Genomic DNA, 22,246 nt, shown 5'->3' with positions numbered 1-22,246 from the left:
TCGCCGACTTCAAGCGGTGGGTGCGTGGCGCTCCCAGAGTGCGTAGTGCACCTTGCCGGCCTGCTTCTCCCGATGCAGTCGCCAGTTCCCCGGCAGGCCGAGGCTGGACGGCAGCGCCTCGCTTTCGGTGTAGACCCAGGCGTGTTCGGCCAGCCAACCCTTGTTCTCCAGCAGCTCGCAGGCCGGTTGCAACAGATTCTTGTTGAACGGCGGGTCGAGGAATACCAGGTCGAAGGCGGTCGGCGTCTGAGTTTCCAGATAGCGCAGGGCATCGCTCTGCAGCAGTTGGCCGTGGCCGCAGTTGAGCGTGTCCAGGTGCTTGCGCAGGCTGGCGATGGCATTGGCGTTCACGTCCAGCGCCAGGGCCATGCTGGCGCCGCGCGACAGCGCTTCCAGATAGATCGCGCCGCTGCCGGTGAACGGATCGAGCACCCGTGCGCCAGACAGGTAGGGTGCCAGCCAGTTGAACAGGGTTTCGCGCACCCGGTCCGGCGTAGGGCGCAGGCCTTCGGCATCGGGGAAGCTGAAGCGGCGCGAGCGCCACTCGCCGCCGATGATGCGCAGCTGGCCCTGGCCGCCGTGGGCGTTGGGGCGAATGGGTGGATTGGCCATCAGTGCTCCGGAACGCCGCTGGGCTGTTCGGCTGGTTTATCGGTGGGCGGCGGCAGCGGCTGCTGCTCGACGTTGGGGCCGGCGGTGACGATGACGAAGGCATCGGCCTGCAGATGCTTGTTCATCGCGGCTTTGACCTGTTCGACCGTCAGCGCCTGCACCTCTCCCATGAAATCCTCCAGGTAGGTCAGCGGCAGGTCGTAGAAGCCGATGCTGCCGAGCTGACCGACGATGTCGGCATTGCTTGCGGTAGACAGCGGGAAGCTGCCGGCGATCTCGCGCTTGCTGCGCTCCAGCTCGGCCTCGGTCGGCCCTTCGGCGAGGTAGTCGCGGACCAGCTGCTGCACCAGCTCCAGCGCGCCATCGGTGAGTTCGGCGCGGGTCTGCATGCTGATCATGAACGGCCCTTCGGCGCGCATCGGGCTGAAGCCGGAGTAGATGCCGTAGGTCAGGCCGCGCTTTTCGCGCACCTCTTCCATCAGTCGCGTGCCGAAGCCGCCGCCGCCGAGGATCTGGTTGCCCAGATACAGCGCCGCATAGTCCGGATGGCCGCGAGGGATGCCGAGTTGGGCCAGCATCAGATGGCTCTGGTTGGAGGGAAAGTCAATGTGGTGCTTGCCGGCTGCGGGCGGTTGGGGCGACGGCGTCGTTGGCAGCGCCGGGCCTTCCGGCAGCGCGGCGGAGACCTCGGCGGCGAGCGCTTCGGCTTCCTCGCGGGAAAGGTCGCCGACCAGTGCGATCACCGCATTGCCTGCCGCATAGGCGCGGGCGTGGAAGTCGCGCAGCTGCGCGACGCTGATCGGCGGAATCGACTCGGGCGTGCCTTCGCTGGGATGGGCGTAGGGGTGATCGCCATAGAGTTGCTCGAACAGCTCGAGGCTGGCCAGCTTGCCGGGGTTCTGCTTCTGGAATTCGAAGCCGGCCAGCAGCTGGTTCTTGATCCGTTGCAGCGAGTCCTCGGGGAAGGTCGGCTGGCCGATGACCTGGTTGAACAGCGCCAGCGCCGGCTCGCGCTTGTCCGGTGCACTGAGGCTGCGAAGGCTGACCACCGCCATGTCGCGGTAGGAACCGTTGCCGAAGTTCGCACCGAGGCCTTCGAAGCCGCGGGCGATGGCGCTGACGTCCTTGCCTTCGACGCCCTCGTTGAGCATGGCATTGGTCAGCAGGGCCAGGCCGGGCACGTCGCCGTCCTGGCTACTGCCGGCGGAAAAAGTCAGGCGCAGGTCGAACATCGGTAGCTCGCGGGCCTCGACGAAAAGCACCTTGGCGCCTTCGCTGGTCTGCCAGCTCTGGATGTCCAGCTTGCGACGGGCCAGCGGCTGGTCGCTCAGCTCGCTGAGCGATTCCAGGCGCGGCTTTTCCGGCGTCGCGGTCGGCACGGCAGGCTGGCTCGCCTCGCGGGCGACATCCTGCTCTGCCGGCTGGCCGGGCTGTGGCAGGGCGGTGGAGCCTTCGTCGCAGCCCGCCAGGCCGAAGCTGGCCGCCAGCAGCAGGCCAAGCAGACCGTTGCGCAGGGCTTTGCAATCACTCATCACGGGCTTCCTCGGGCAGAACATGGGCGACGCTCAGGCGGGAGCGGGTGAAGTAGGTGCGGGCGGCCTGCTGGATGTCCTCGGGCGTGACCGCTTCCAGCGCGCTCAGCTCCTCGTCCATCAGGCGCCAGGACAGCCCGACGGTTTCCAGCTTGCCGATGGTGGTGGCCTGCTGGGTGATGGAGTCGCGCTCGTAGACCAGGCCGGCGATGACCTGGGCACGCACGCGCTCGAGTTCGTCCGCCGAGGGTGGCGTCTCCTTGAGCGCGTCCAGCTGCCGCCAGAGACCGGCTTCGACTTCTTCCAGGGTGCGGCCCTTCTGTAAGTTCGGCGCGGCGCTCAAGACGAACAGGCTGTCGCCACGGGCATAGGCGTCGTGCCAGGCCGAAGCGCTGGTCACCAGTTCCTCTCCGCGCTCCAGCCGTTCCGGCAGGCGCGCGCTGTAGCCGCCGTCGAGCAGGGCGGAGATCAACCGCAGGGCATGCACCTGGCGAGCGTTATCCTCGGTCGCGAGGCTCGGTGCATTGAAGGCCATGAGCAGCGTCGGCAGCTGGGTCTTCACGTGCAGCTGGAGGCGGCGCTCGCCCGGTTCGTCCAGCTCAAGCGGCCGCTTGGCCGCCGGCACCTCGCGTTTCTCGATGCCGCCGAAGAAGCGTTCGGCCAGCCCGCGGACCTCGTCGACGGTCACGTCGCCGACCACCACCAGGGTGGCGTTGTTCGGTGCATACCACTGCTGGTACCAGGCGCGCAGCTCGTCGGCCTGCATGCGGTTGAGATCGGCCATCCAGCCAATGGTCGGGTTGCGGTAGCCGCTGGCGGGATAGGTGATGGTCTTGAAGCGCTCGTAGGCCAGCGAGCTGGGCTTGTCGTCGGTGCGCAGGCGGCGTTCTTCCTTGATCACTTCGATCTCGCGGACGAACTCCTCGGGCGGCAGCCTGAGGCTGGCCAGGCGGTCGGCTTCGAGTTCGAACGCAACGGCCAGGCGGTCGCGTGCCAGAACCTGGTAATAGGCCGTGTAGTCGTCGCTGGTGAAGGCATTTTCCTCGGCGCCCAGCTCACGCAGGATGCGCGAGGCTTCGCCGGCATCGAGCTTGCGGCTGCCCTTGAACATCATGTGTTCGAGCGCGTGGGAGAGGCCGGTCTGGCCGGCTGTCTCGTAGCTGGAGCCAACCTTGTACCAGAGCTGGGAAACCACCACCGGCGCACGATGATCCTCGCGCACGATCACCTTCAGGCCGTTGTCGAGGAAGAACTCGTGGGTGGGCTGGCTGTCTGCTGCTGCCAGCAGGGGCAGATAGAAGGCTCCGAGCAGCAGGGCAGCGGCGCGGCGTAACATCAGAGGCATAGTCGGGACTCGTCCAGGTTGGTGCCCGCCACGGCAGATGGCAGGACGGCGACACGGCAGCCATGGTAATGGCCCGCGCGGGTCAGGCAAAGCCGGGGTATCCGCACAGTCTGCTCGGCCGCAGTGCCCGCGCTTAGCGCACCTGCCTGGCGAGGTGCTAGGATAGGGCCCATTTTCAGGCCGGAAGCCAGGCTGCCGGCGTTTCGCATCCTTGAGAATACCTTCTCCATGTTTGGTTCCAATGACGACAAGAAGACGCCGGCCGAGCCCGGTGAAAAGAAAGGCCTGTTCGGCTGGCTGCGCAAGAAGCCGCAGCCCGCGCCGGCAGAGCAGCCCGCCGCCGAACAGCCGGACAGCGAATCGGTCGAGCAGACCGGGGCGCCTGTCGAATCGCCTGTCGCGACACCTCAGGAAGAGCAGCCGGCGCGCGTGGTCGAGGCCGATATGCAGCCGGCTGAGGAGATAGAGCCGGTGCTGCTGCACCCTGAACCCGAACCCGAACCCGAACCCGAACCCGAACCCGATCCGGAGCCGGAGCCGGAGCCGGAGCCGGAGCCGGAGCCGGTACCTGCCCCGGTCGTGGCGACCGCGCCGGAGGCCCCAACCAAGCTCGGCTTCTTCGCTCGCCTGCGCCAGGGGCTGTCGAAAACCAGCGCCAGCATTGGCGAAGGCATGGCCAGCCTGTTCCTCGGCAAGAAGGCCATCGACGACGATCTGCTCGACGAACTGGAAACCCGCCTGCTGACCGCCGACGTCGGCGTCGAGGCGACCACCGCGATCATGCAGAATCTCACCCGGCGCGTCTCGCGCAAGGAGCTGGCCGACAGCGGCGCGCTCTACACCGCGCTGCAGGAAGAACTCGTTGGCCTGCTCAAGCCGGTCGAGCAGCCGCTGGCGATCGATGCTGGCAAGCGCCCGTATGTGATCCTGGTGGTCGGCGTGAACGGCGTCGGCAAGACCACCACCATCGGCAAGCTGGCCAAGAAGCTGCAGCTCGAAGGCAAGAAGGTCATGCTCGCCGCTGGCGACACCTTCCGCGCCGCGGCGGTGGAGCAATTGCAGGTGTGGGGCGAGCGCAACAGCATTCCGGTGATCGCACAGCACACCGGTGCCGACTCCGCCTCGGTGATCTTCGATGCGGTGCAGGCGGCCAAGGCGCGGGGCATCGATGTGCTGATCGCCGACACCGCTGGCCGGCTGCACACCAAGGACAACCTGATGGAGGAGCTGAAGAAGGTCCGCCGGGTGATGGGCAAGCTCGACGAGTCGGCTCCCCACGAGGTCCTGCTCGTGCTCGACGCCGGCACCGGCCAGAACGCCATCAACCAGACTAAGCAATTCAACCAGGCGGTCGAGCTGACCGGCCTGGTGCTGACCAAGCTCGACGGTACCGCCAAGGGCGGTGTGATCTTCGCCTTGGCCAAGCAGTTCGGCACGCCGATTCGCTACATCGGCGTCGGCGAAGGGATCGACGACCTGCGCACCTTCGAGGCCGATGCCTTCGTCAAGGCGCTTTTCGCCCAGCGGGACGGCGCATGATTCGTTTCGAACAGGTCGGCAAACGCTACCCCAACGGCCACATCGGGTTGCATGAGCTTTCCTTCCAGGTGCGCCGTGGCGAATTCCTCTTCGTCACCGGCCATTCCGGCGCCGGCAAGAGCACGCTGCTGCGCCTGTTGCTGGCAATGGAGCGTCCCACCAGCGGCAAGCTGCTGCTGGCCGGGCAGGACCTGTCGCGCATCACCAATGCGCAGATTCCTTTCCTGCGTCGGCAGATCGGCGTGGTGTTCCAGAATCACCAGTTGCTGTTCGATCGCACGGTGTTCGACAACGTCGCCCTGCCGTTGCAGATTCTCGGGCTCAACAAGCGCGAGATTGGCCAGCGGGTGATGACCGCGCTGGAGCGCGTCAGCCTCAAGGACAAGGCGCTGCAGTATCCGGCGGACCTGTCCACCGGTCAGCAGCAGCGTGTCGGCATCGCCCGCGCCGTGGTGCACCGGCCGGCCCTGCTGCTCGCCGATGAACCGACCGGCAACCTCGACCCGCGACTCGCTGCGGAGATCATGGGCGTGTTCGAAGACATCAATCGCCTGGGTACCACCGTGCTGATCGCCAGCCACGATCTGGCGCTGATCGCGCGGATGCGTCATCGCATGCTGACCCTGCAACGTGGTCGCCTGATCGGCGACGGGGAGGCCAGCCGATGAGCAGCGAACGCGATCCCAAGACCAACCCGAGCACGGCCGAGCGCGTCGGCGGTTCGGCGAAGAAGCCGGAGCAGCCACGCGGCGACGAGCCGGACTTCAAGACGCTGTTCCACGCCTGGCTGGAAAGTCATCGCGCCAGTTTGGTCGACAGCGTCGGGCGCCTGATCAAGCAGCCGATCGGCAGCTTCTTCACCTGCCTGGTGATGGCCGTGGCGTTGAGCCTGCCCATGGGCCTGGCGCTGCTGCTGGACAACGTCGAACGGCTCGGTTGCTCGTGGCAGCGTGCCGCGCAGATCTCGCTGTTCATGCAGCTTGAGGTGGATGGCGACGCTGGCGAGCGCCTGCGTGACGAGGTTGCGGCCATGCCCGATGTGGCAGCGGCGGACTGGGTCAGTCGCGAGCAGGCGCTGGACGAGTTCCAGCAGCTCTCCGGGCTTGGCGAGGCGCTCAAGGAATTGCCGGAGAATCCGTTGCCCGGCGTGATCATCGTGACACCCGAAGAGGTGGACAAGGACAAGCTCGAAGCGCTGCGCCAGCAGCTGGCCGAGTTGCCGGGCGTGCAGCTGGCGCAGCTGGATCTGCTCTGGGTCGAGCGGCTGACCGCCATCCTCAAGCTCGGAGACCGTTTCGTCTTTGGCCTGACATTGCTGCTGGTGGCGACGTTGCTGCTGGTGATTGGCAACACTATTCGCCTGCACATCGAGAACCGCCGCACCGAGATCGAGGTGGTCAAGCTGGTGGGCGGCACCGATGGTTACGTCCGCCGTCCGTTCCTCTACATGGGTGCCATCTATGGCCTGGGTGCCGGCCTGATCGCCTGGCTGCTGCTGGTCTACGGTCTGGGCTGGCTAAATGAAGCCGTGGTCAACCTGGCGGGCCTCTACGGCAGCGATTTCGGCCTGGGGGGCGTTCCGGCCGGCGATGCGTTATCGCTGGTGATCGGTGCGGTGCTGCTCGGCTACATCGGTGCCTGGCTGGCTGTCGCAAGGCATCTGAGCGAACTCGCTCCGCGTTAAAATTTCGTTTAAAAACAATGACTTGATGGTTGTGTCAGGGAACTTTTCCACAGGCTTGCAGTCTCATGCGGCAATGCTAAACTGCTGCAGCTTCGTCATTGGAGGTACTGCATGACAACTACTCTGCAACCTGTTCAAGCGCTAGTCCCGGGAGCGAATCTCGAGGCCTACGTGCAGACCGTGAACAGCCTCCCGCTGCTCACCGTCGAGCAGGAGCGCGAGCTGGCCGGGCGCCTCTTCTATCATCAGGATCTCGAAGCGGCTCGGCAGATGGTGCTGGCGCACCTGCGTTTCGTCGTTCACATCGCCCGCAGCTATTCCGGCTACGGGCTGGCCCAGGCCGACCTGATCCAGGAAGGCAATGTCGGCCTGATGAAGGCAGTCAAGCGTTTCAATCCGGAAATGGGTGTGCGGTTGGTGTCCTTCGCCGTGCACTGGATTCGCGCCGAAATCCACGAGTTCATCCTGCGCAACTGGCGCATCGTCAAGGTCGCTACCACCAAGGCGCAGCGCAAGCTGTTCTTCAACCTGCGCAGCCAGAAGAAACGTCTGGCCTGGCTGAACAACGATGAAGTCACCGCCGTGGCCGACAGCCTGGGCGTCGAGCCGCATGAAGTGCGCGAGATGGAAAGCCGCCTGACCGGTCATGACATGGCGTTCGACCCGGCCGCCGATGCCGACGACGATAGCGCCTACCAGTCGCCGGCTCATTACCTGGAAGACCATCGCTACGATCCGGCGCGTCAGCTGGAAGATGCCGACTGGAGTGATAGCTCCACCTCCAGCCTGCACGCCGCGCTCGAGGGACTCGACGAGCGCAGTCGGGACATTCTCCAGCAGCGCTGGCTGAACGAGGACAAGGCGACCCTGCATGACCTGGCGGCCAAGTACAACGTGTCGGCCGAGCGGATTCGTCAGCTGGAAAAGAATGCGATGAACAAGCTGAAGGGCTCGATCCAGGCCTGACGCCCTTCAGCAGAAATGAATCGCGGGATGCCGATGGCTCCCGCGATTTTTTTTGCCAACGTCCGGCTCGCAGGCGTTAGTTATCGCTGTTCGTCGCCCTGATGAAGTGTGTTTCGTCGCGCCTGGTCTATCGCGGCCAACAGCTGCGCATTGGTGATCGGCTTGTGCAGCCAGACGATCCGGTCAGGGAATTTCGCCTCGTCGAACTGGTGTGCTGCGGAGATCACGACGATCGGCAATTCGTGTATGGCCGGGCGTGCGCGCAGTTCGTCAATCAACTGTGCCCCGCTGCCATCGGGTAGGTGCAGGTCCAGCGTCATGGCCTCGTAGCGCCCGGTGGCAAGTTTCTCCCGTGCCTGGTGCAGGCTCTGCACGCGATCCACTGCGTATCCTCCCTCGCGCAGCATCATGTGCAGCAGGCGCCCGGTATCCGGCTCGTCTTCGACGACCAGTATCCGCGGCAGGCCTTCCCGGTTGTCTGCCTCGCTTGTCGGCGTCTGGATCGGTAGCTCGCACCAGAAGGTGGTGCCAGCGCCGGGCTGGCAATCGAAGCCGACTGTGCCGCCCATGCGCTCGATGAGCTCCTTGGTGATCGCCAGGCCCAGGCCGGTGCCCGACTTCTGCCGGCTGTCAGAGGCATCGGCTTGGGCGAACTTCTCGAATACCCGTGAGCGGAAGGCGTCCGGTATGCCCGGCCCCTGATCGGTCACGCTGATGCGTACCCGCGCGCCGCGAAGGCTGGTGTGCAGGCGGATCTCTCCGCCTTCGGGAGTGAACTTCACGGCATTGGAAAGAAAATTGCCGAGCACCTGTTGCAGGCGCAGGCTGTCGACCCAAACCAGGACGTCCTGTGGATGGTGCAGCGTGCAGCGCACGCCATGCTGGCCGCACAGCGGCTGATTGCTTGAGAGCGATTCCTCCAGCAGCTTGCCAAGTGAATGCTCGCGCAGTTCAAAGGCCATCTTGCCGGCAGCGATCTTCTCCATGTCCAGCAGGTCGTTGATCAGATGACCCAGGCGCAGGCTGTTGCGGTAGGCGATCTCTAGCATCTGCTGCATGGCTGGCGGCGCCGCACCGAGCGCGCCGCCGACGATCAGGCCGAGCGCACCGCTGATGGAGGTCAAGGGCGTGCGCAGTTCATGGCTCACGGTCGAGACGAAGTCATTCTTCATCTGCTCGATGCGCTTGCGCTCGGTCAGGTCCATCAGGGTACCGCTGATGCGCTGGGCCATTCCTTGCGGGTCGCGCTGGATATAGCCACGCAGCAGAACGGGTACGACATGGCCGTGCTTGTGTTGCAGGCGCAGTTCGCTCGTAAAGTGATCGAGATTGGACAGCATGGTTTGCGCCAGCTTGGCTTTCTGCTGCGCCAGATCCTCGGGTACGGTCAGGCGTTCCCATAGCTTGAGGTCGCAAGACAACTCGTCCGGGCGGTAGCCGAGCATTTCCCAGGCGCGTGGCGAGGCATACATGCTGCCTGCTTCCAGATCGAGATCCCAGAGGCCATCGTTGCTGCCCTTGAGCGCCAGCGAGAGCCGCTCCTCGCTCACCTTCAGGTCATTCTTGCTTTGGCGGATGCGCTGGGTCATCTCTTCCGCCAAGGCCTGGATGCGGCTATGGCGCAGGGCAAGCGAGGAGGTGAGGAAGAACACCAGCAGGCTCAGGCCGAGGCCCAGGACGAGCATCAGGGTTTCGTTGCCATGGAAGCGCCCGTCGAACTCCGGCCGGCTGTCCATGCGCAGGGTCCAGGTCTGGCCGTACAGGTGCAGTTGCTGCAATCGGCTGTAGCGAGCGTCGCCGGGCTGTGGCGCATCGGGCGAGGCATAGAGCAGTTGCTCTGGGTCTTCGTCGTCGCTGGCGTAGATATGCAGCGCCAGCGGCAGGTCGGCGGCGCGCAGGATGCCCTGCATCAGATCATCGAGGCGATAGGGGCTGTAGACGAAGCCGATGAGCGCCCGCATGCGCTGCGCGGGTGTGTCGGTCGGCTCGCCTTGCCGGTATACCGGCACGTAAAGCAGTACGCCGGCCTGGACCTTGCCGTGGGTCTCCTGCATCAGCGTCACCTTCGCCGTGATGCTGGTCTCGCCCAGGCGCGCAGCCCGCAGCATGGCCCGCCGGCGGGTCGGCTCGGAGTACATGTCGAAGCCGAAAGCGGCCAGGTTGCGCCCGACGAAGGGCTCGAGAAAAACGATCGACGTATAGAGGTCGCGCTCACCAGGCGGATGGATGTCGTACTCCGGGAAGCCTTCGGCTCGAATCCGTGCGATATGCGCGTCCCGCTCGTCCGGCGCGATGGCCTGGCTGAAGCCTACGCCCTGGATGCCCGGATAGCGGTCTGGCAGCAGCAGGCGCTGAACGTACAGGCGCCATTGCGCACGGCTGACGTGGTCGACCGCGTCGAACAGGCCGGCGCCCCCGAGGAGAATCTGCTCGTGGTCGCGTAGCCGCTTGCGGATGGCTTCGGTGACTTTCTCGCTGAGTAGCTGGAACTGCTGTTCGGCCGCCCGGTCCTCGTTGGCGCGCAGGTTCTGCCAGGCCGCCAGCTGCACCAGCAGGGTGAACAACAGCATCGCCCAGGCGATACCGTTCTGCCGGGTGAACAACTGTCGCAGGGCCTGGAACTGGCTGGCGGGTTGGGCTGGGTCGCTCATCATCTTCGCTGCGGTGCGCATGCCTGAATCGATTTGGATGCCCCGCGGGCCAGAAGTTGCGTCAGCCCGCCGGTAGCCGGTCGGTTCAGTATGCCGCAAGTGCTGCGGCGGAAACTGGAATGGATCGGCGACTCGGGGAACTCGGCCAGCTTACCTTCCGTAGTGGCCTTTTGATATATGCATCCGCTCAGGCGCGCGACGAGTGGCAGCACTGCCCGTAGTCGAGTGCCGTCGGACTCCACTCGATCGCGTCGGGCGGTAGTGGTCGGGCGAAGCCGTAGCCTTGCCCGTAATCGCAATTTTGTTCGAGCAGGAAGGCTGCCTGTTCGGTGGTTTCGATGCCCTCGGCCACCACTTTCAGGCCGAGGTTGTGCGCCAGGCCGATGACGGAGCGGGTAATGGCGGCGTCGTCATGGTCGTTCGGCAGCCCGCGAACGAACCCTTGATCAATCTTGAGCTTGTGTACGTTCATCCGCTTGAGCCGCTGCAATGACGAGTAGCCGGTACCGAAATCATCGATCGCCAGCTGCACCCCGAGTGCGCGCAGGCGCTGCAGTAGCTGGACGGCGGCATCCGGGTCCTGCATCACTGCGCTTTCGGTGATCTCCAGTTCGAGATGGCGCGCGTCGAGTCCGGATCTGGCGAGGATCGTGGCGACCTGCAGATCGAGTTCGCCGTTACCGAACAGCCTGCTGGAAATATTCACGGCGATGAAGCCGAGCGGCCGATTCTGGGCCAGCCACTCCTGCGCCTGGTGGCAAGCCTGCTCCAGTACCCAGCGGTCGATGGCGCTGATCAAGCCGGTTTCTTCGGCGATGGGAATGAAAATGCCCGGTGCGATCAGCCCTTTCTCCGGATGCAGCCAGCGTACCAGCGCCTCGAAGCCGGTGATGGTGCCGTGGCGCAGATCGTAGATCGGTTGGTAATGCAGACGCAGCTGGCCCTGTTCCAGCGCCTGGCGCAGCGCGGTGACCAGTTCGACGCGCTGGCGGGCCTGGCTGGTCAATTCCTGGGAATAGAAGGCGTAGGTGGAGCGGCCGCTGCTCTTGGCCTTGAACAGCGCCGAGTCGGCATTGCGCATCAGTTGCTCGACGTTCTGTACGTCGGTGGGGTACGGGTAGAGCACGATGCCAATGCTGGCACTGCTGAACAGCTCGCGGTCGCCCAGTTGATAAGGCTCGTTCAGCCGATCCAGCAGGCGCAACGCCAGAGCGGTCGCCTTTTCCGCGCCGTGGTCCTCGCAGAGCAGGGCAAACTCATCGCCACCCAGCCGGCCGAGGGTCATGCCGTTCTCCAGTTGTTCGCTCAGTCGGGCGCTGACGGCCTGGAGCAGGGCGTCACCCAGGCTGTGCCCGAGGCTCTCGTTGATGTCCTTGAAGTGGTCCAGGTCGATCAGCAGCAACGCGCCGCTGCGTTTGTTCGCCCGGGCGCGCTCGAGGTCCTGCTTGGCACGCTCGGTGAACAGCAGGCGATTCGGCAGATTGACCAGCGGGTCATAGTGAGCGAGCTGGTCGAGTTCTTCGCGTGAACGCTTCAGCGCCGAGAGATCGGAAAATACCGCGACATAATGGCTGAGCTGGCCCTGATCGTCGTAGATGCAGCGCAGATTCTGCCACTGTGGATAGACGTCGCCGTTCTTGCGCCGATTCCAGATCTCGCCGCTCCAGGACCCGTGCTCGCGCAGTGCATGCCACATCTCCTGATAGAAGGCTGCATCGTGCTTGCCGGAGGCGAACAGTTTCGGCGTCTGGCCGAGCACTTCCTCCGTGCTGTAGCCGGTGATGCGGCTGAATGCCGGGTTGACGTGCACGATGTGCTGATGCGGATCGGTGACCAGCACGCCTTCCTGGGTGCTGTCGAAGACCGCAGCGGCCTGCTTCAGACTGGTCTTCTGCAGATGCTGGGCGCGCTGCTGCTCATCGAAGCGACGGAAGTGCTGTCGACCAAGCAGAAAGATCAGTCCGCTGGTGAGTGTCACGAACAGCGCGCCCTTGCCCATGTGCCAGGCCTGGTCGTCGCCGCTCACCAGTTGGCCGAGCAGGGTGTCGCCGAGAAGGATCCACAGCATCGCCAGGCAGAAGTAGCCCAGGCTCAGCCGGACGAGAGAGGTGTTCATCGTTGCTCTTGGGTCCGATCGAATACTGCACAGTCAAACCCCATCGCACCATGGCGAGCGGGCGCTAGGTCATCAGGCACCGGTAGTGCTGCGTCCTGCTGCGCCGGTCGTGCTGCATGCCGGCTCACAGCCAGCTCGGCCACCATTCCGGGTGGTTCGGTTTGATTCGCTGCAAGTAATGGCTGCCACCGAGCTGGCGCATCTGCTGTCGAATCCAGGCCGCGCGATTGTTCACATGGCCGCTGGGTTTGCCAGCGCTCCATTGTCGCGGGTTCGGCAACACGGCGGCCAGCAGGCTGGCCTGACGGCTCGACAGATAGGGCGCGCCAATGCCGAAGTGATGACGCGCGGCCGCCTCGGCACCGAAGATTCCGTCGGCCCATTCCACGCTGTTGAGGTACACCTCGAGAATGCGCTGCTTGGGCCACAGCAGCTCGATCAGCGCAGTGAACCAGGCCTCCAGTCCCTTGCGCGGCCAGCTGCGGCCGGACCAGAGGAAAAGGTTCTTCGCTACCTGCTGACTCAATGTGCTGGCACCGCGCAGTGAACCACCGCGTTCATTGTGGCTGAGGGCGGCGCGAATTGCAGCGATGTCGAAGCCCCAGTGGTCAGCGAACTTCTGGTCCTCGGCGGCGATCACTGCCATCTTCAGGTCGTCTGGCAGCTCTTTCCAGGGCCGCCACTTGCGGGTCAGGTCGATAGCTTCGCCTGTGTGCCAGGACTCGATCTTGCGCTCGATCATCAAAGCGGTGAACGGCGGTGGCACCCAGCGAAACAGCAGCACCAGCAGCACCGAGAGGCCGATCAGCCAGAGCAGCAGTTTGGACAGGCGCAGCAGGAGGTTCCGCAACATGGCACTTGGTCGTGGGCGAAGAGAGCGGGCATTATAGCGGCCGCTAAGGCTATCGACCGGAAATGGCAATGATTCGTGCTTATATCGTCCTTGCCGCGTTGTTCGGCTTTACCGGCGTTGCGCTGGGTGCCTTCGCTTCCCATGCCCTCAAAAGCCAGTTGAGCGCTGCCTATCTCGCGGTGTTTCAGACCGGCGTGCAGTACCAGATGCTCCATGCACTGGCGCTGCTGGGCGTCGCGCTGCTTTCACTGCATCGGCCCGGCCGCCTGCTGACTGTGGCAGGCGCCTTGTTCGTCGTCGGTATCCTGCTGTTCTCCGGCAGCCTCTACCTGCTCACTCTGAGCGGCGTCGGCAGGCTCGGCATGATCACGCCGATTGGGGGAGTGTCATTCCTGGCCGGCTGGTTGTGCCTGGGACTGGCTGGTTGGCGCCTGCACGGCTGAGCGGGACGAACGGCCGCGGCCTTCGCCTTGGTGCACCGGGTGGTTCGGGCTAGAATGCCGTCCCCTTTGCGTAATGCGGCGAACAGCATGCAGATTCAGTTGAACGGCGAACCCTACGAGCTGCCAGCCGGCGAGACGGTGGCTGACATGCTGGCGCGTCTGGAACTGACCGGCCGCCGTCTGGCCGTCGAGCTCAACCGCGATATCGTGCCGCGCAGCGCGCATGCCAGCACCGCGCTCAGCGAAGGTGACCAGGTCGAAGTGGTGCACGCCATCGGCGGCGGTTAACCGCACCCGCTCATCCGAATGACGCCGCCTCTGCGGCGCCCACAGCCCGCAGCAACACGTCCGAACGAGGATTTCCCATGCCCCCAGTTCCGAACGACAAGCCTTTCACCCTGGCCGGTCGCACCTATCAATCGCGCCTGCTGGTCGGCACCGGCAAGTACAAGGATCTCGAGGAAACGCGCGCGGCCATCGAGGCCTCGGGTGCCGAGATCGTCACCGTCGCGGTGCGCCGCACCAACATCGGCCAGAATCCGGGCGAGCCGAACCTGCTCGACGTGATCAGCCCCGAGCGCTACACCATCCTGCCGAACACCGCCGGTTGCTTTACCGCCGAGGACGCGGTACGTACCTGCCGCCTGGCACGTGAACTGCTCGATGGCCACAAGCTGGTCAAGCTGGAAGTACTGGCCGATCAGAAGACCCTGTTCCCCAACGTGATCGAGACCCTCAAGGCCGCCGAAGTGCTGGTCAGGGACGGCTTCGACGTGATGGTCTACACCAGCGACGACCCGATTATCGCGCGCCAGCTGGCCGAGATGGGCTGCATCGCGGTGATGCCGCTGGCCGGCCTGATCGGCACCGGCCTGGGCATCTGCAACCCGTACAACCTGCGCATCATCCTCGAGGAAGCGACCGTGCCCGTGCTGGTCGACGCCGGTGTCGGCACCGCTTCGGATGCCACCATCGCCATGGAGTTGGGCTGCGAAGCGGTGCTGATGAACAGCGCCATCGCCCATGCGCAGAATCCGGTGCTGATGGCCGAAGCCATGAAGTACGCCATCGAGGCCGGCCGCCTTGCCTATCTCGCCGGGCGCATGCCGAAGAAGCTCTACGCCAGCGCCTCGTCGCCGCTGGATGGGCTGATTCGCTGAAACGATTCGTGGCCGGCCTCGACCGTGGTCGGGGCCGGCCTTTTTTTATGTCTTGCAGGTAGACCATGACTGAGCAGAACCCCGCGGCCGAAGAGCAACAGAGCGCGCCTCGCCGCACCATCAAGAGTTTCGTCATGCGCGCCGGGCGCATGACCGAAGGTCAGCAGCGCGGCCTGGAGCAGGGCTGGCCACTGTTCGGTCTTGAGCTGGCGGATGGTCTGCGCGACTTCGACGCCGTCTTTGGCCGCAGTGCGCCGCGCACCTTCGAGATCGGCTTCGGCATGGGGCATTCGACCCTGGAGATGGCTGCTGCGGCGCCGGAGCAGGACTTCATCGGCGTCGAAGTGCATAAACCGGGCGTCGGCGCGTTGCTGAGCGGACTTGTGTCACAGAAATTGAGCAACGTCCGGGTCTACAGTTGCGACGCTCTGGAGGTGCTGCGCGATTGCGTACCCGACGCCAGCCTCGACCGCGTGCTGCTGTTCTTTCCAGACCCCTGGCACAAGAGCCGTCATCACAAGCGTCGCATCGTTCAGCCGGCCTTCGCCGAGCTGGTACGCAGCAAGCTGAAGATCGGCGGCGTGCTGCACATGGCCACCGACTGGGAGCCCTATGCCGAACACATGCTCGAGGTTATGAGCGTCGCCCCGGGCTACCGCAATCTGGCCGAGGATGGCCGCTATGTGCCGCGACCCGCTGAGCGGCCGGTGACCAAGTTCGAACGCCGCGGTGAGCGGCTCGGGCATGGCGTCTGGGACTTGAAGTTCCAGCGCGTCGACTGAGTGACAGCGTAATAACGGCAGCCTGTGCTGCGGCCGCCGTACCGCCCGCGGGCGGTGCCAGGCCAGCCACGCTGGCCGCATCCAATCGAAGAGCCGCAACAGCGGCCAGGGACGAATGCCGGCCAGGAAGGCATGCCTGCACACACCGATAACAATGCAACGCCGATGATAGGGCATGCCTGGCAGCGCCCTGACATCGTGCGCAATTGGGGGAGTAGACGATGTACGCGAAGATTGGAGCCTTGATGCTGGCCACCTGTGCCGCACTGCCAGTACAGGCCAAGGTCGACAGTACGCAGGCCGCCCGGCTCGGGCAGGACTTGACGCCGCTGGGTGCCGAACGGTCGGCGAATGCGGCCGGCACCATTCCCGCCTGGACTGGAGGCGTCGCGCCGCCAGCCGGCTACGAACGTGGCATGCACCACCCGGATCCCTTTGCCGCCGACGCGATGCTCTATCGGGTCGATGGCACTAACCTGGCCGAGCACAGCGAACAGCTATCCGCGGGCATGAAGGCGTTGCTCGAGCGCAATCCTGACTATTACCTGCGCGTGTTCCCGACCCGCCGCAGCGCGGCGGTACCGCAGCGCATCTACGACGCCACTCGCTTCAACGCCGTCAGCGCCGAACTGATCGCCAACGGCAACGGCATCCAGGGCGCGGCGGCCGGGATTCCCTTCCCGATTCCGCAAAGCGGTATCGAGGTCATCTGGAACCACATCTTGCATTACAAGGGTGACCAGAGCCACATGATCAACAACCAGGCAGTGGTGATCGGCGGCCGGGCCAACTACATCAAGCGCGATCGCCACGTGTACTACGTCTATAACCGCGAAGGCATGACCTACGCGGATCTGGACAATACCGTGCTGTACTACAAGTACCGCGTCACCGCGCCGGCCAAGCTTTCCGGCACGGCGCTGGTGGTGCAGGACCCGATTGATCAGGTGCTCACCACCCGCAAGGCCTGGCGCTACAGTGCGGACGACCGCCGTGTGCGTCGTCTGCCCTCGCTGGCCTACAATTCGTTGCAACCGGACACCAGCGGCCTGGCCACGGCTGATGTGGTCGATTCGTTCAATGGCGCACCGGATCGCTACGAGTGGGAGCTGCTCGGCAAGCGCGAAATGCTGGTGCCCTACAACAGCTACGCCCTGCATCAGAAGGGCATTGCCTACGACACCATCGTCCAGCCGCGCACGCTCAATCCCGACCTGCTGCGCTACGAGCTGCACCGCGTGTGGGTGGTCGACGCCACGCTGCGCAAGGGCTTCAGCCATCTCTACGACAAGCGTCGCTTCTACATCGACGAGGACAGCTGGGCGATTCTGGCCGTCGATCTGTATGACGAGAACGGGCAGCTGATCGGCCTGCAGGAAAGCCATCCGATCAGCTACTACGAGGTGCCGATGTTCAACAGCACGCTGGAGACGCTCTACCACCTCAAGGACGGCAACTACTTCGTCGATGGCCTGGATAACAACGAGCCGATGTACGACTTCGACGTGAAACTCGGCCCGCGTGACTTCTCGCCGCAGGCGCTGCGTCGCGGCAATTGAGGTTCACCTGCTAAACGAAGGGCGCCGCTGGCGCCCTTTTTTATGCGTGGTGCAGGCCAGTTGCCGCCAGGCTGACGTGTGTGCCGGCTTCGCCGCGGACGATGGCCTCGATCTGTTCGAGCGAGCCGATCACCGCGACCTTGCCGGTATGACGGGCGAACTGACAGGCTGCCTCGACCTTTGGGCCCATGGACCCCGCGGCGAAGCCAAGGCGTTCCAGTTGCTCGGGATGGGCTTCGACGATCCGCCGCTGCTGCGCGGTGCCCCAATCCAGGTAGGCGCCGTCTACATCGGTCGCGATCACCAGCAGATCGGCGCCGAGCTGCTCGGCCAGCAGCGCCGAACACAGGTCCTTGTCGATCACCGCCTCGACCCCTTGTAGCCGTCCGTGCTGGTCGTAGACGGTCGGAATGCCACCGCCGCCGGCACAGATCACCACGCTGCCCTTCTCCAGCAGCCAGCTGATCGGCCTGATCTCGAAGATCCGCTTCGGCCGCGGGCTGGGCACCACGCGGCGGAAATGGTCGCCGTCCGGCGCGATGCTCCAGCCCCTTTGCTCGGCCAGACGCTGTGCCTCTTCGCGGCCGTAGACCGGGCCGATCGGTTTGCTGGGTGCCTTGAATGCCGGGTCCTCGGGGTCCACCTCGACCTGGGTCAGCAGCGTCGCGAAGGGAACCTCGAACGGCAGCAGGTTGCCCAGCTCCTGCTCGATGATGTAGCCGATCATGCCCTCGGTTTCGGCCCCCAAGACGTCCAGCGGATAGCTGGGTACCTCCTTGTAGGCGGCCCCCTGCAGGGCCAGTAGCCCGACCTGCGGGCCGTTGCCGTGCGCCACCACCAGTTCGTTGCCCGGTGCGATCCGCGCGATCTGTGCGCAGGCGCGGCGGATGTTCTCTCGCTGATTCTCGGCGCTCAGCGGCTCCCCTCGGCGAAGCAGGGCATTGCCGCCCAGCGCGATGACGATGCGCATGTCGGTTCCTCCAGGGCGCCCGTCACGGGCGCCGGTCACGTCAGATGTCGGCGAGGGTGGAGACCAGGATCGCCTTGATGGTGTGCATGCGGTTCTCCGCCTGCTCGAAGGCAATGCAGGCCGGGGATTCGAACACCTCCTCGGTGACCTCGATACCGTTGGCCAGGTGCGGATAGCGCGTGGCGATCTCCCTGCCGACCTTGGTTTCGCTGTTGTGGAACGCCGGCAGGCAGTGCATGAACTTCACCCGCGGATTGTTGCTCGCCTGCATCAGCGCCGCGTTCACCTGGTAAGGCAGCAGCTGCTGGATGCGCTCGACCCAGGCGTCCATCGGCTCGCCCATCGAGACCCAGACGTCGGTGTGGATGAAGTCGACGCCTTGCACCGCCGCCTGCGCATCCTCGGTGAGCAGCAGGCGCGCACCGCTGTGCGCGGCGAATTCCTCGCAGGCCTTGACGTGTTGCTCGCTGGGCCAGAGCGCACGCGGTGCGGCGATGCGTACATCCATGCCCAGCTTGGCGCCGATCAGCAGCAGCGAGTTGCCCATGTTGTTGCGCGCATCGCCCACGTAGGCGTAGCTGATCTGGTGCAGTGCCTTGTCGCTGTGCTCGCGCATGGTCATGACGTCAGCGATCATCTGCGTCGGGTGGTACTCGTCGGTCAGGCCGTTGTAGACCGGCACGCCGGCGTAATGCGCCAGCTCCTCGACGATCTCCTGCCTGAACCCGCGGTACTCGATGGCGTCGTACAGCCGCCCGAGCACCCGAGCGGTGTCCTTCATGCTTTCCTTGTGGCCGATCTGCGAAGAGTTGGGGTCGATGTAGGTGACGTTGGCGCCCTGATCGTAGGCGGCCACCTCGAAGGCGCAGCGGGTTCGCGTGGAGGTCTTCTCGAAGATCAGTGCGATGTTCTTGCCCTTGAGATGCTGGCGTTCGGTGCCGCTGTACTTGGCGCGCTTGAGGTCGCGAGAGAGGTCGAGCAGATACTGCAGCTCGCGCTCGCTGTGGTGCATCAGGCTGAGCAGGCTGCGGTTGTGGATGTTGAAGGCCATGGCGCGTCCTCCGCAATATGGGGTTGCCGGGCAAACCCCGGCGCGATGATCAGTAGTCGAGCGCGTCGCGCACGATCGGGCAGGTCATGCAGTGACCGCCGCCGCGGCCACGGCCCAGTTCGCTGGAGCTGATGGTGATGACTTCGACGCCGGCCTTGCGTAGCAGCGTGTTGGTGAAGGTGTTGCGGTCGTAGCCGATGACCACGCCGGGCTCTAGGGCGACGACGTTGTTACCATCGTCCCACTGCTCGCGTTCCACCTCGTAGCTGTCGCCACCGGTTTCCACCACACGCAGAGCCGGCAGGCCGAGAGCTTCGGCCACCACCTGGAGGAAGCTGGCCTTTTCCCGGCGCAGATCAATGCCGCCGGGCTTGCTCTCGTCAGGGCGCAGACTGAAGGCGACGATGCTTTGCACCACTTCCGGGAAAACGGTCACCAGATCGCGATCGCAGAAGCTGAATACCGTATCCAGGTGCATCGCCGAGCGCGCACGTGGCAGGCCGGCGACGATCACCCGCTCGGCCGCACCGTGGCGGAACAGCGACAGCGCCAGCTGGCCAATGGCCTGCCGTGAGCTGCGTTCGCCCATGCCGACCAGCACCACGCCTTTGCCGATCGGCATGACGTCGCCACCTTCGAGCGTGGCCAGACCGTGGTCGAGCTCGGGATCGCCATACCAGACGTTGAAGTCCTGGCTGGTGAACTGCGGATGGAAGCGGTAGATCGCGGCGGTGAGCAGGGTTTCCTGGCGGCGCGCGGTCCAGTGCATCGGGTTGAGCGATACACCGCCATAGATCCAGCAGCTGGTATCGCGGGTGAACAGGGTGTTGGGCAGCGGCGGCAGGATGAAGCTCGAGTGGCCCAGGTAGTCGCGGAACAGGCTGACGATCTCGCCGCTCTGGGTGCCGGGGATGTCACTGCCCGACACACCGCCGATCAGGTACTCGGCAAGCTGCCGGGGTTGCTGTTCTTCGAGCCAGCTGCGCACCTCGTCCTGCAGGCCGATGCCGACCTGGTTGGCGGTGATCTTGCGGTCGAGAATCCACTTCAAGGCCTCTGGATTGCTCACCGTCTCGGTCAGCAGGTTGTGCATTTCCAGCACCTCGACGCCGCGCTCGCGCATCTTGGTGACGAAATCGAAATGGTCGCGCTTGGCCTGGTTGACCCAGAGCACGTCGTCGAACAGCAGCTCGTCGCAGTTGCTCGGCGTCAGGCGCTGGTGGGCCAGCCCGGGCGCGCAGACCATCACCTTGCGCAGCTTGCCCGCTTCGGAGTGAACACCCAGTTTCGCCGGTTGCTGAGTCATGGCATTGCCTCCGTCAATCGTTGCACCTGTGGGTGCAGAGTGGCTCGCCGCCGCTTGTGGCCTTGGCGAGAGGGCGCCGGGGCGCCGGTCAGAGGGACAGGAAACCGTCGTAGAGGCCGTAGGCCGCGATCGCCGCCCCGATGAGCACGGCGGCGAAGATCAGCTTCTCGATGCCGCTGAATACCGGCTGCCCCAGTTCGCGCTTGGCCTTGGCGAAGAACAGTGCCCCCGGCGCGTAGAGCAGCGCCGACAACAGCAGGTACTGGATGCCACCGGCATAGACCAGCCACACGGCATACAGCGTAGCGACAGCGGCGATCAGCGTGTCCTTGCGCCGTTCACCCGCGGCGTTCGCGTATCCCTCGCCGCGAACCCCGAGCAGCAATGCATAGGCCGCCGACCAGAAGTACGGCACCAGGATCATCGAGGTGGCGAGGTAGAGCAGGCTGAGATAGGTGGAGGCGTTGAACAGGGTGATGATCAGGAACAGCTGGATCAGCCCGTTGGACAGCCACAGCGCATTGACCGGAACGTGGCGGGCATTTTCCTGGCGCAGGAAGCTCGGCATGGTGTGGTCACGGGCGGCGGCGAAGAGAATCTCGGCACACAGAAGGGTCCAGGACAACAGGGCACCGGCCAGCGAAACCACCAGGCCGACGCTGATCAGCACCGCGCCCCAGCGACCGACCACCTGCTCCAGCACGCCCGCCATGGAAGGGTTCTTCAGGCCCGCCAGCTCGGCCTGGCTCATGATGCCCATCGACAGGATGTTCACCAGCACCAGCAGCGCGAGCACGCTATAGAAGCCGATGACCGTGGCGCGCCCGACGTCGCTACGGCGCTCGGCGCGCGCCGAGAACACGTTGGCGCCCTCGATACCGATGAACACCCACACCGTCACCAGCATCATGTTGCGCACCTGCTGCATCACGCTGCCCAGCTCCGGGTTGCCACGGCTTCAGAAGTCAGCGGTGAACACGTCCAGGCGGAAGGCCACCGCGGTGATCACGATGAACAGGATCAACGGCACGATCTTGGCGATGGTGGTGACCAGGTTGACGAATGCCGCCTCGCGGATACCGCGCAGGACGAGGAAATGCACGCCCCAGAGCACCAGCGAGGCGCCGATCACCGCCGGCAGGGTATTGCCCTCGCCGAACATCGGAACGAAGTAGCCCAGCGTGCTGAACAGCAGTACGAAGTAGCTGACGTTGCCGATCCAGGCGCTGATCCAATAGCCCCAGGCGGACGAGAAGCCCATGTAGTCGCCGAAACCGGCCTTGGCATAGGCGTACACGCCGGCGTCGAGTTCCGGCTTGCGGTTGGCCAGGCTCTGGAAGACGAACGCCAGGGTCAGCATGCCCACCGCGGTGATCGCCCAGCCGATCAGGATGGCGCCGGCGCTGGCACTGGCCGCCATGTTCTGCGGCAGGGAGAAGATTCCGCAGCCAATCATCGAACCCATTACCAGCGCCACCAGTGCGCTGAGCTTCAGTTGCTTCGAGGTCGTGGCCATAACCCCTGTCTCCTGCGAAGACCGTGCGTAGCGGGACCATTGAATGCCTGCCCGTGCGATGCGATGATGACAGGCGTCAAGAAAGTATGGATGTAGCGGTGCAAGGATGCTCTGGGCCGGTTGCGCTGCGACGAATGCGGCCAGCCTCGGTGTCAGTTATG

Annotated in this window: 18 protein-coding genes and 1 pseudogene; 9 read left to right on the top strand and 10 right to left on the bottom strand. The window is 64.8% G+C overall.

Annotated elements, in window-relative coordinates; all coding sequences use genetic code 11:
- Window positions 1-9 precede the first annotated feature (9 nt).
- The 3 genes from rsmD to HZR81_RS02550 are packed head-to-tail and all read right to left on the bottom strand — an operon-like array spanning window position 10 to window position 3,489.
- Complete coding sequence (gene rsmD, locus HZR81_RS02560) at window positions 10-612, bottom strand: 16S rRNA (guanine(966)-N(2))-methyltransferase RsmD (protein WP_045632982.1); 603 nt, start codon at window positions 610-612, stop codon at window positions 10-12.
- Window positions 612-2,144 carry a M16 family metallopeptidase gene (locus HZR81_RS02555; RefSeq protein ID WP_500127242.1) on the bottom strand — a complete coding sequence of 511 codons (1,533 nt, stop codon included), beginning with the start codon at window positions 2,142-2,144 and terminating at the stop codon, window positions 612-614. The genes rsmD and HZR81_RS02555 overlap by 1 nt, the downstream gene beginning before the upstream one ends.
- Window positions 2,137-3,489, bottom strand: a complete 1,353-nt coding sequence (locus HZR81_RS02550) for a M16 family metallopeptidase (RefSeq protein ID WP_500127240.1) — start codon at window positions 3,487-3,489, stop codon at window positions 2,137-2,139. Before HZR81_RS02550 ends, HZR81_RS02555 begins: the two co-directional genes overlap by 8 nt.
- A 228-nt stretch (window positions 3,490-3,717) precedes the next feature.
- On the opposite strand from HZR81_RS02550, the gene ftsY reads away from it, so the two are divergent.
- The 4 genes from ftsY (at window position 3,718) to rpoH (ending at window position 7,678) form a co-directional block, all read left to right on the top strand.
- Window positions 3,718-5,028, top strand: a complete 1,311-nt coding sequence (gene ftsY / locus HZR81_RS02545) for a signal recognition particle-docking protein FtsY (protein ID WP_500127238.1) — start codon at window positions 3,718-3,720, stop codon at window positions 5,026-5,028.
- Window positions 5,025-5,696 carry a cell division ATP-binding protein FtsE gene (ftsE, locus tag HZR81_RS02540; RefSeq protein ID WP_003297174.1) on the top strand — a complete coding sequence of 224 codons (672 nt, stop codon included), beginning with the start codon at window positions 5,025-5,027 and terminating at the stop codon, window positions 5,694-5,696. The genes ftsY and ftsE overlap by 4 nt, the downstream gene beginning before the upstream one ends.
- Complete coding sequence (gene ftsX, locus HZR81_RS02535) at window positions 5,693-6,712, top strand: permease-like cell division protein FtsX (RefSeq protein ID WP_500127236.1); 1,020 nt, start codon at window positions 5,693-5,695, stop codon at window positions 6,710-6,712. Before ftsE ends, ftsX begins: the two co-directional genes overlap by 4 nt.
- A 111-nt stretch (window positions 6,713-6,823) precedes the next feature.
- A complete protein-coding gene (gene rpoH / locus HZR81_RS02530) occupies window positions 6,824-7,678 on the top strand; it encodes an RNA polymerase sigma factor RpoH (RefSeq protein ID WP_003297176.1) in 855 nt (284 codons plus the stop codon).
- 80 nt (window positions 7,679-7,758) lie between these two features.
- On the opposite strand, the gene HZR81_RS02525 is transcribed toward rpoH, so the two are convergent.
- The 3 genes from HZR81_RS02525 to mtgA form a co-directional block, all read right to left on the bottom strand.
- Window positions 7,759-10,329 carry a hybrid sensor histidine kinase/response regulator gene (locus HZR81_RS02525; RefSeq protein WP_500127256.1) on the bottom strand — a complete coding sequence of 857 codons (2,571 nt, stop codon included), beginning with the start codon at window positions 10,327-10,329 and terminating at the stop codon, window positions 7,759-7,761.
- Between the two features lie 187 nt (window positions 10,330-10,516).
- Window positions 10,517-12,445 (bottom strand): phosphodiesterase DibA, encoded by a 1,929-nt coding sequence (gene dibA / locus HZR81_RS02520; RefSeq protein WP_500127234.1) that lies wholly within the window; start codon window positions 12,443-12,445, stop codon window positions 10,517-10,519.
- Between the two features lie 124 nt (window positions 12,446-12,569).
- Window positions 12,570-13,298, bottom strand: a complete 729-nt coding sequence (mtgA, locus tag HZR81_RS02515; protein ID WP_500127233.1) for a monofunctional biosynthetic peptidoglycan transglycosylase — start codon at window positions 13,296-13,298, stop codon at window positions 12,570-12,572.
- A 68-nt stretch (window positions 13,299-13,366) separates the two neighbouring features.
- Between mtgA and HZR81_RS02510 the strand changes: the two genes are divergently transcribed.
- From HZR81_RS02510 to HZR81_RS02490, 5 genes are all read left to right on the top strand, one after another.
- Window positions 13,367-13,741 carry a DUF423 domain-containing protein gene (locus tag HZR81_RS02510; protein WP_253749325.1) on the top strand — a complete coding sequence of 125 codons (375 nt, stop codon included), beginning with the start codon at window positions 13,367-13,369 and terminating at the stop codon, window positions 13,739-13,741.
- Window positions 13,742-13,828: 87 nt separating this feature from the next.
- The gene (thiS, locus tag HZR81_RS02505) at window positions 13,829-14,029 is read left to right on the top strand and encodes a sulfur carrier protein ThiS (RefSeq protein WP_500127232.1); all 201 of its coding nucleotides are present in this window, start codon (window positions 13,829-13,831) and stop codon (window positions 14,027-14,029) included.
- Between the two features lie 77 nt (window positions 14,030-14,106).
- On the top strand, window positions 14,107-14,901 hold the full coding sequence (locus tag HZR81_RS02500) for a thiazole synthase (protein WP_500127231.1): 795 nt from the start codon (window positions 14,107-14,109) through the stop codon (window positions 14,899-14,901).
- Window positions 14,902-14,966: 65 nt separating this feature from the next.
- Window positions 14,967-15,683: a tRNA (guanosine(46)-N7)-methyltransferase TrmB gene (gene trmB / locus HZR81_RS02495; protein WP_102838915.1), complete on the top strand. Its 717-nt coding sequence runs from the start codon at window positions 14,967-14,969 to the stop codon at window positions 15,681-15,683.
- Between the two features lie 221 nt (window positions 15,684-15,904).
- A complete protein-coding gene (locus HZR81_RS02490) occupies window positions 15,905-17,242 on the top strand; it encodes a DUF1329 domain-containing protein (protein ID WP_500127230.1) in 1,338 nt (445 codons plus the stop codon).
- Window positions 17,243-17,282: 40 nt separating this feature from the next.
- Here HZR81_RS02490 and arcC read toward each other — a convergent pair whose 3' ends face one another.
- The 4 genes and pseudogenes from arcC to arcD form a co-directional block, all read right to left on the bottom strand.
- Window positions 17,283-18,212, bottom strand: coding sequence for a carbamate kinase (gene arcC, locus HZR81_RS02485; RefSeq protein WP_500127229.1), 930 nt, complete (start codon window positions 18,210-18,212; stop codon window positions 17,283-17,285).
- Between the two features lie 40 nt (window positions 18,213-18,252).
- Window positions 18,253-19,263: an ornithine carbamoyltransferase gene (locus HZR81_RS02480; RefSeq protein ID WP_500127228.1), complete on the bottom strand. Its 1,011-nt coding sequence runs from the start codon at window positions 19,261-19,263 to the stop codon at window positions 18,253-18,255.
- Between the two features lie 49 nt (window positions 19,264-19,312).
- Window positions 19,313-20,569 carry an arginine deiminase gene (gene arcA, locus HZR81_RS02475; RefSeq protein ID WP_500127227.1) on the bottom strand — a complete coding sequence of 419 codons (1,257 nt, stop codon included), beginning with the start codon at window positions 20,567-20,569 and terminating at the stop codon, window positions 19,313-19,315.
- An 88-nt stretch (window positions 20,570-20,657) separates the two neighbouring features.
- Window positions 20,658-22,085: pseudogene (gene arcD / locus HZR81_RS02470) on the bottom strand (arginine-ornithine antiporter).
- Window positions 22,086-22,246: the final 161 nt, after the last annotated feature.

Origin of the sequence: Pseudomonas sp. LM13 (assembly GCF_041381355.1) — a bacterium.
Lineage (GTDB): Bacteria > Pseudomonadota > Gammaproteobacteria > Pseudomonadales > Pseudomonadaceae > Stutzerimonas > Stutzerimonas frequens.
The sequence above is the reverse complement of the archived record's forward strand: the minus strand, read 5'-3'. Positions and strand labels throughout refer to the sequence as shown.

What these genes read in the sequence shown, in the direction of transcription:
- ftsE (WP_003297174.1), top strand. Translation starts at nt 5,025, where the DNA reads ATGATTCGTTTCGAACAGGTCGGCAAACGCTACCCCAACGGCCACATC.
- HZR81_RS02550 (WP_500127240.1), bottom strand. Translation starts at nt 3,489, where the DNA reads ATGCCTCTGATGTTACGCCGCGCCGCTGCCCTGCTGCTCGGAGCCTTC.
- arcC (WP_500127229.1), bottom strand. Translation starts at nt 18,212, where the DNA reads ATGCGCATCGTCATCGCGCTGGGCGGCAATGCCCTGCTTCGCCGAGGG.
- HZR81_RS02525 (WP_500127256.1), bottom strand. Translation starts at nt 10,329, where the DNA reads ATGAGCGACCCAGCCCAACCCGCCAGCCAGTTCCAGGCCCTGCGACAG.
- ftsX (WP_500127236.1), top strand. Translation starts at nt 5,693, where the DNA reads ATGAGCAGCGAACGCGATCCCAAGACCAACCCGAGCACGGCCGAGCGC.
- HZR81_RS02500 (WP_500127231.1), top strand. Translation starts at nt 14,107, where the DNA reads ATGCCCCCAGTTCCGAACGACAAGCCTTTCACCCTGGCCGGTCGCACC.
- HZR81_RS02490 (WP_500127230.1), top strand. Translation starts at nt 15,905, where the DNA reads ATGTACGCGAAGATTGGAGCCTTGATGCTGGCCACCTGTGCCGCACTG.
- HZR81_RS02555 (WP_500127242.1), bottom strand. Translation starts at nt 2,144, where the DNA reads ATGAGTGATTGCAAAGCCCTGCGCAACGGTCTGCTTGGCCTGCTGCTG.
- mtgA (WP_500127233.1), bottom strand. Translation starts at nt 13,298, where the DNA reads ATGTTGCGGAACCTCCTGCTGCGCCTGTCCAAACTGCTGCTCTGGCTG.
- dibA (WP_500127234.1), bottom strand. Translation starts at nt 12,445, where the DNA reads ATGAACACCTCTCTCGTCCGGCTGAGCCTGGGCTACTTCTGCCTGGCG.
- ftsY (WP_500127238.1), top strand. Translation starts at nt 3,718, where the DNA reads ATGTTTGGTTCCAATGACGACAAGAAGACGCCGGCCGAGCCCGGTGAA.
- thiS (WP_500127232.1), top strand. Translation starts at nt 13,829, where the DNA reads ATGCAGATTCAGTTGAACGGCGAACCCTACGAGCTGCCAGCCGGCGAG.
- HZR81_RS02510 (WP_253749325.1), top strand. Translation starts at nt 13,367, where the DNA reads ATGATTCGTGCTTATATCGTCCTTGCCGCGTTGTTCGGCTTTACCGGC.
- arcA (WP_500127227.1), bottom strand. Translation starts at nt 20,569, where the DNA reads ATGACTCAGCAACCGGCGAAACTGGGTGTTCACTCCGAAGCGGGCAAG.
- rsmD (WP_045632982.1), bottom strand. Translation starts at nt 612, where the DNA reads ATGGCCAATCCACCCATTCGCCCCAACGCCCACGGCGGCCAGGGCCAG.
- rpoH (WP_003297176.1), top strand. Translation starts at nt 6,824, where the DNA reads ATGACAACTACTCTGCAACCTGTTCAAGCGCTAGTCCCGGGAGCGAAT.
- HZR81_RS02480 (WP_500127228.1), bottom strand. Translation starts at nt 19,263, where the DNA reads ATGGCCTTCAACATCCACAACCGCAGCCTGCTCAGCCTGATGCACCAC.
- trmB (WP_102838915.1), top strand. Translation starts at nt 14,967, where the DNA reads ATGACTGAGCAGAACCCCGCGGCCGAAGAGCAACAGAGCGCGCCTCGC.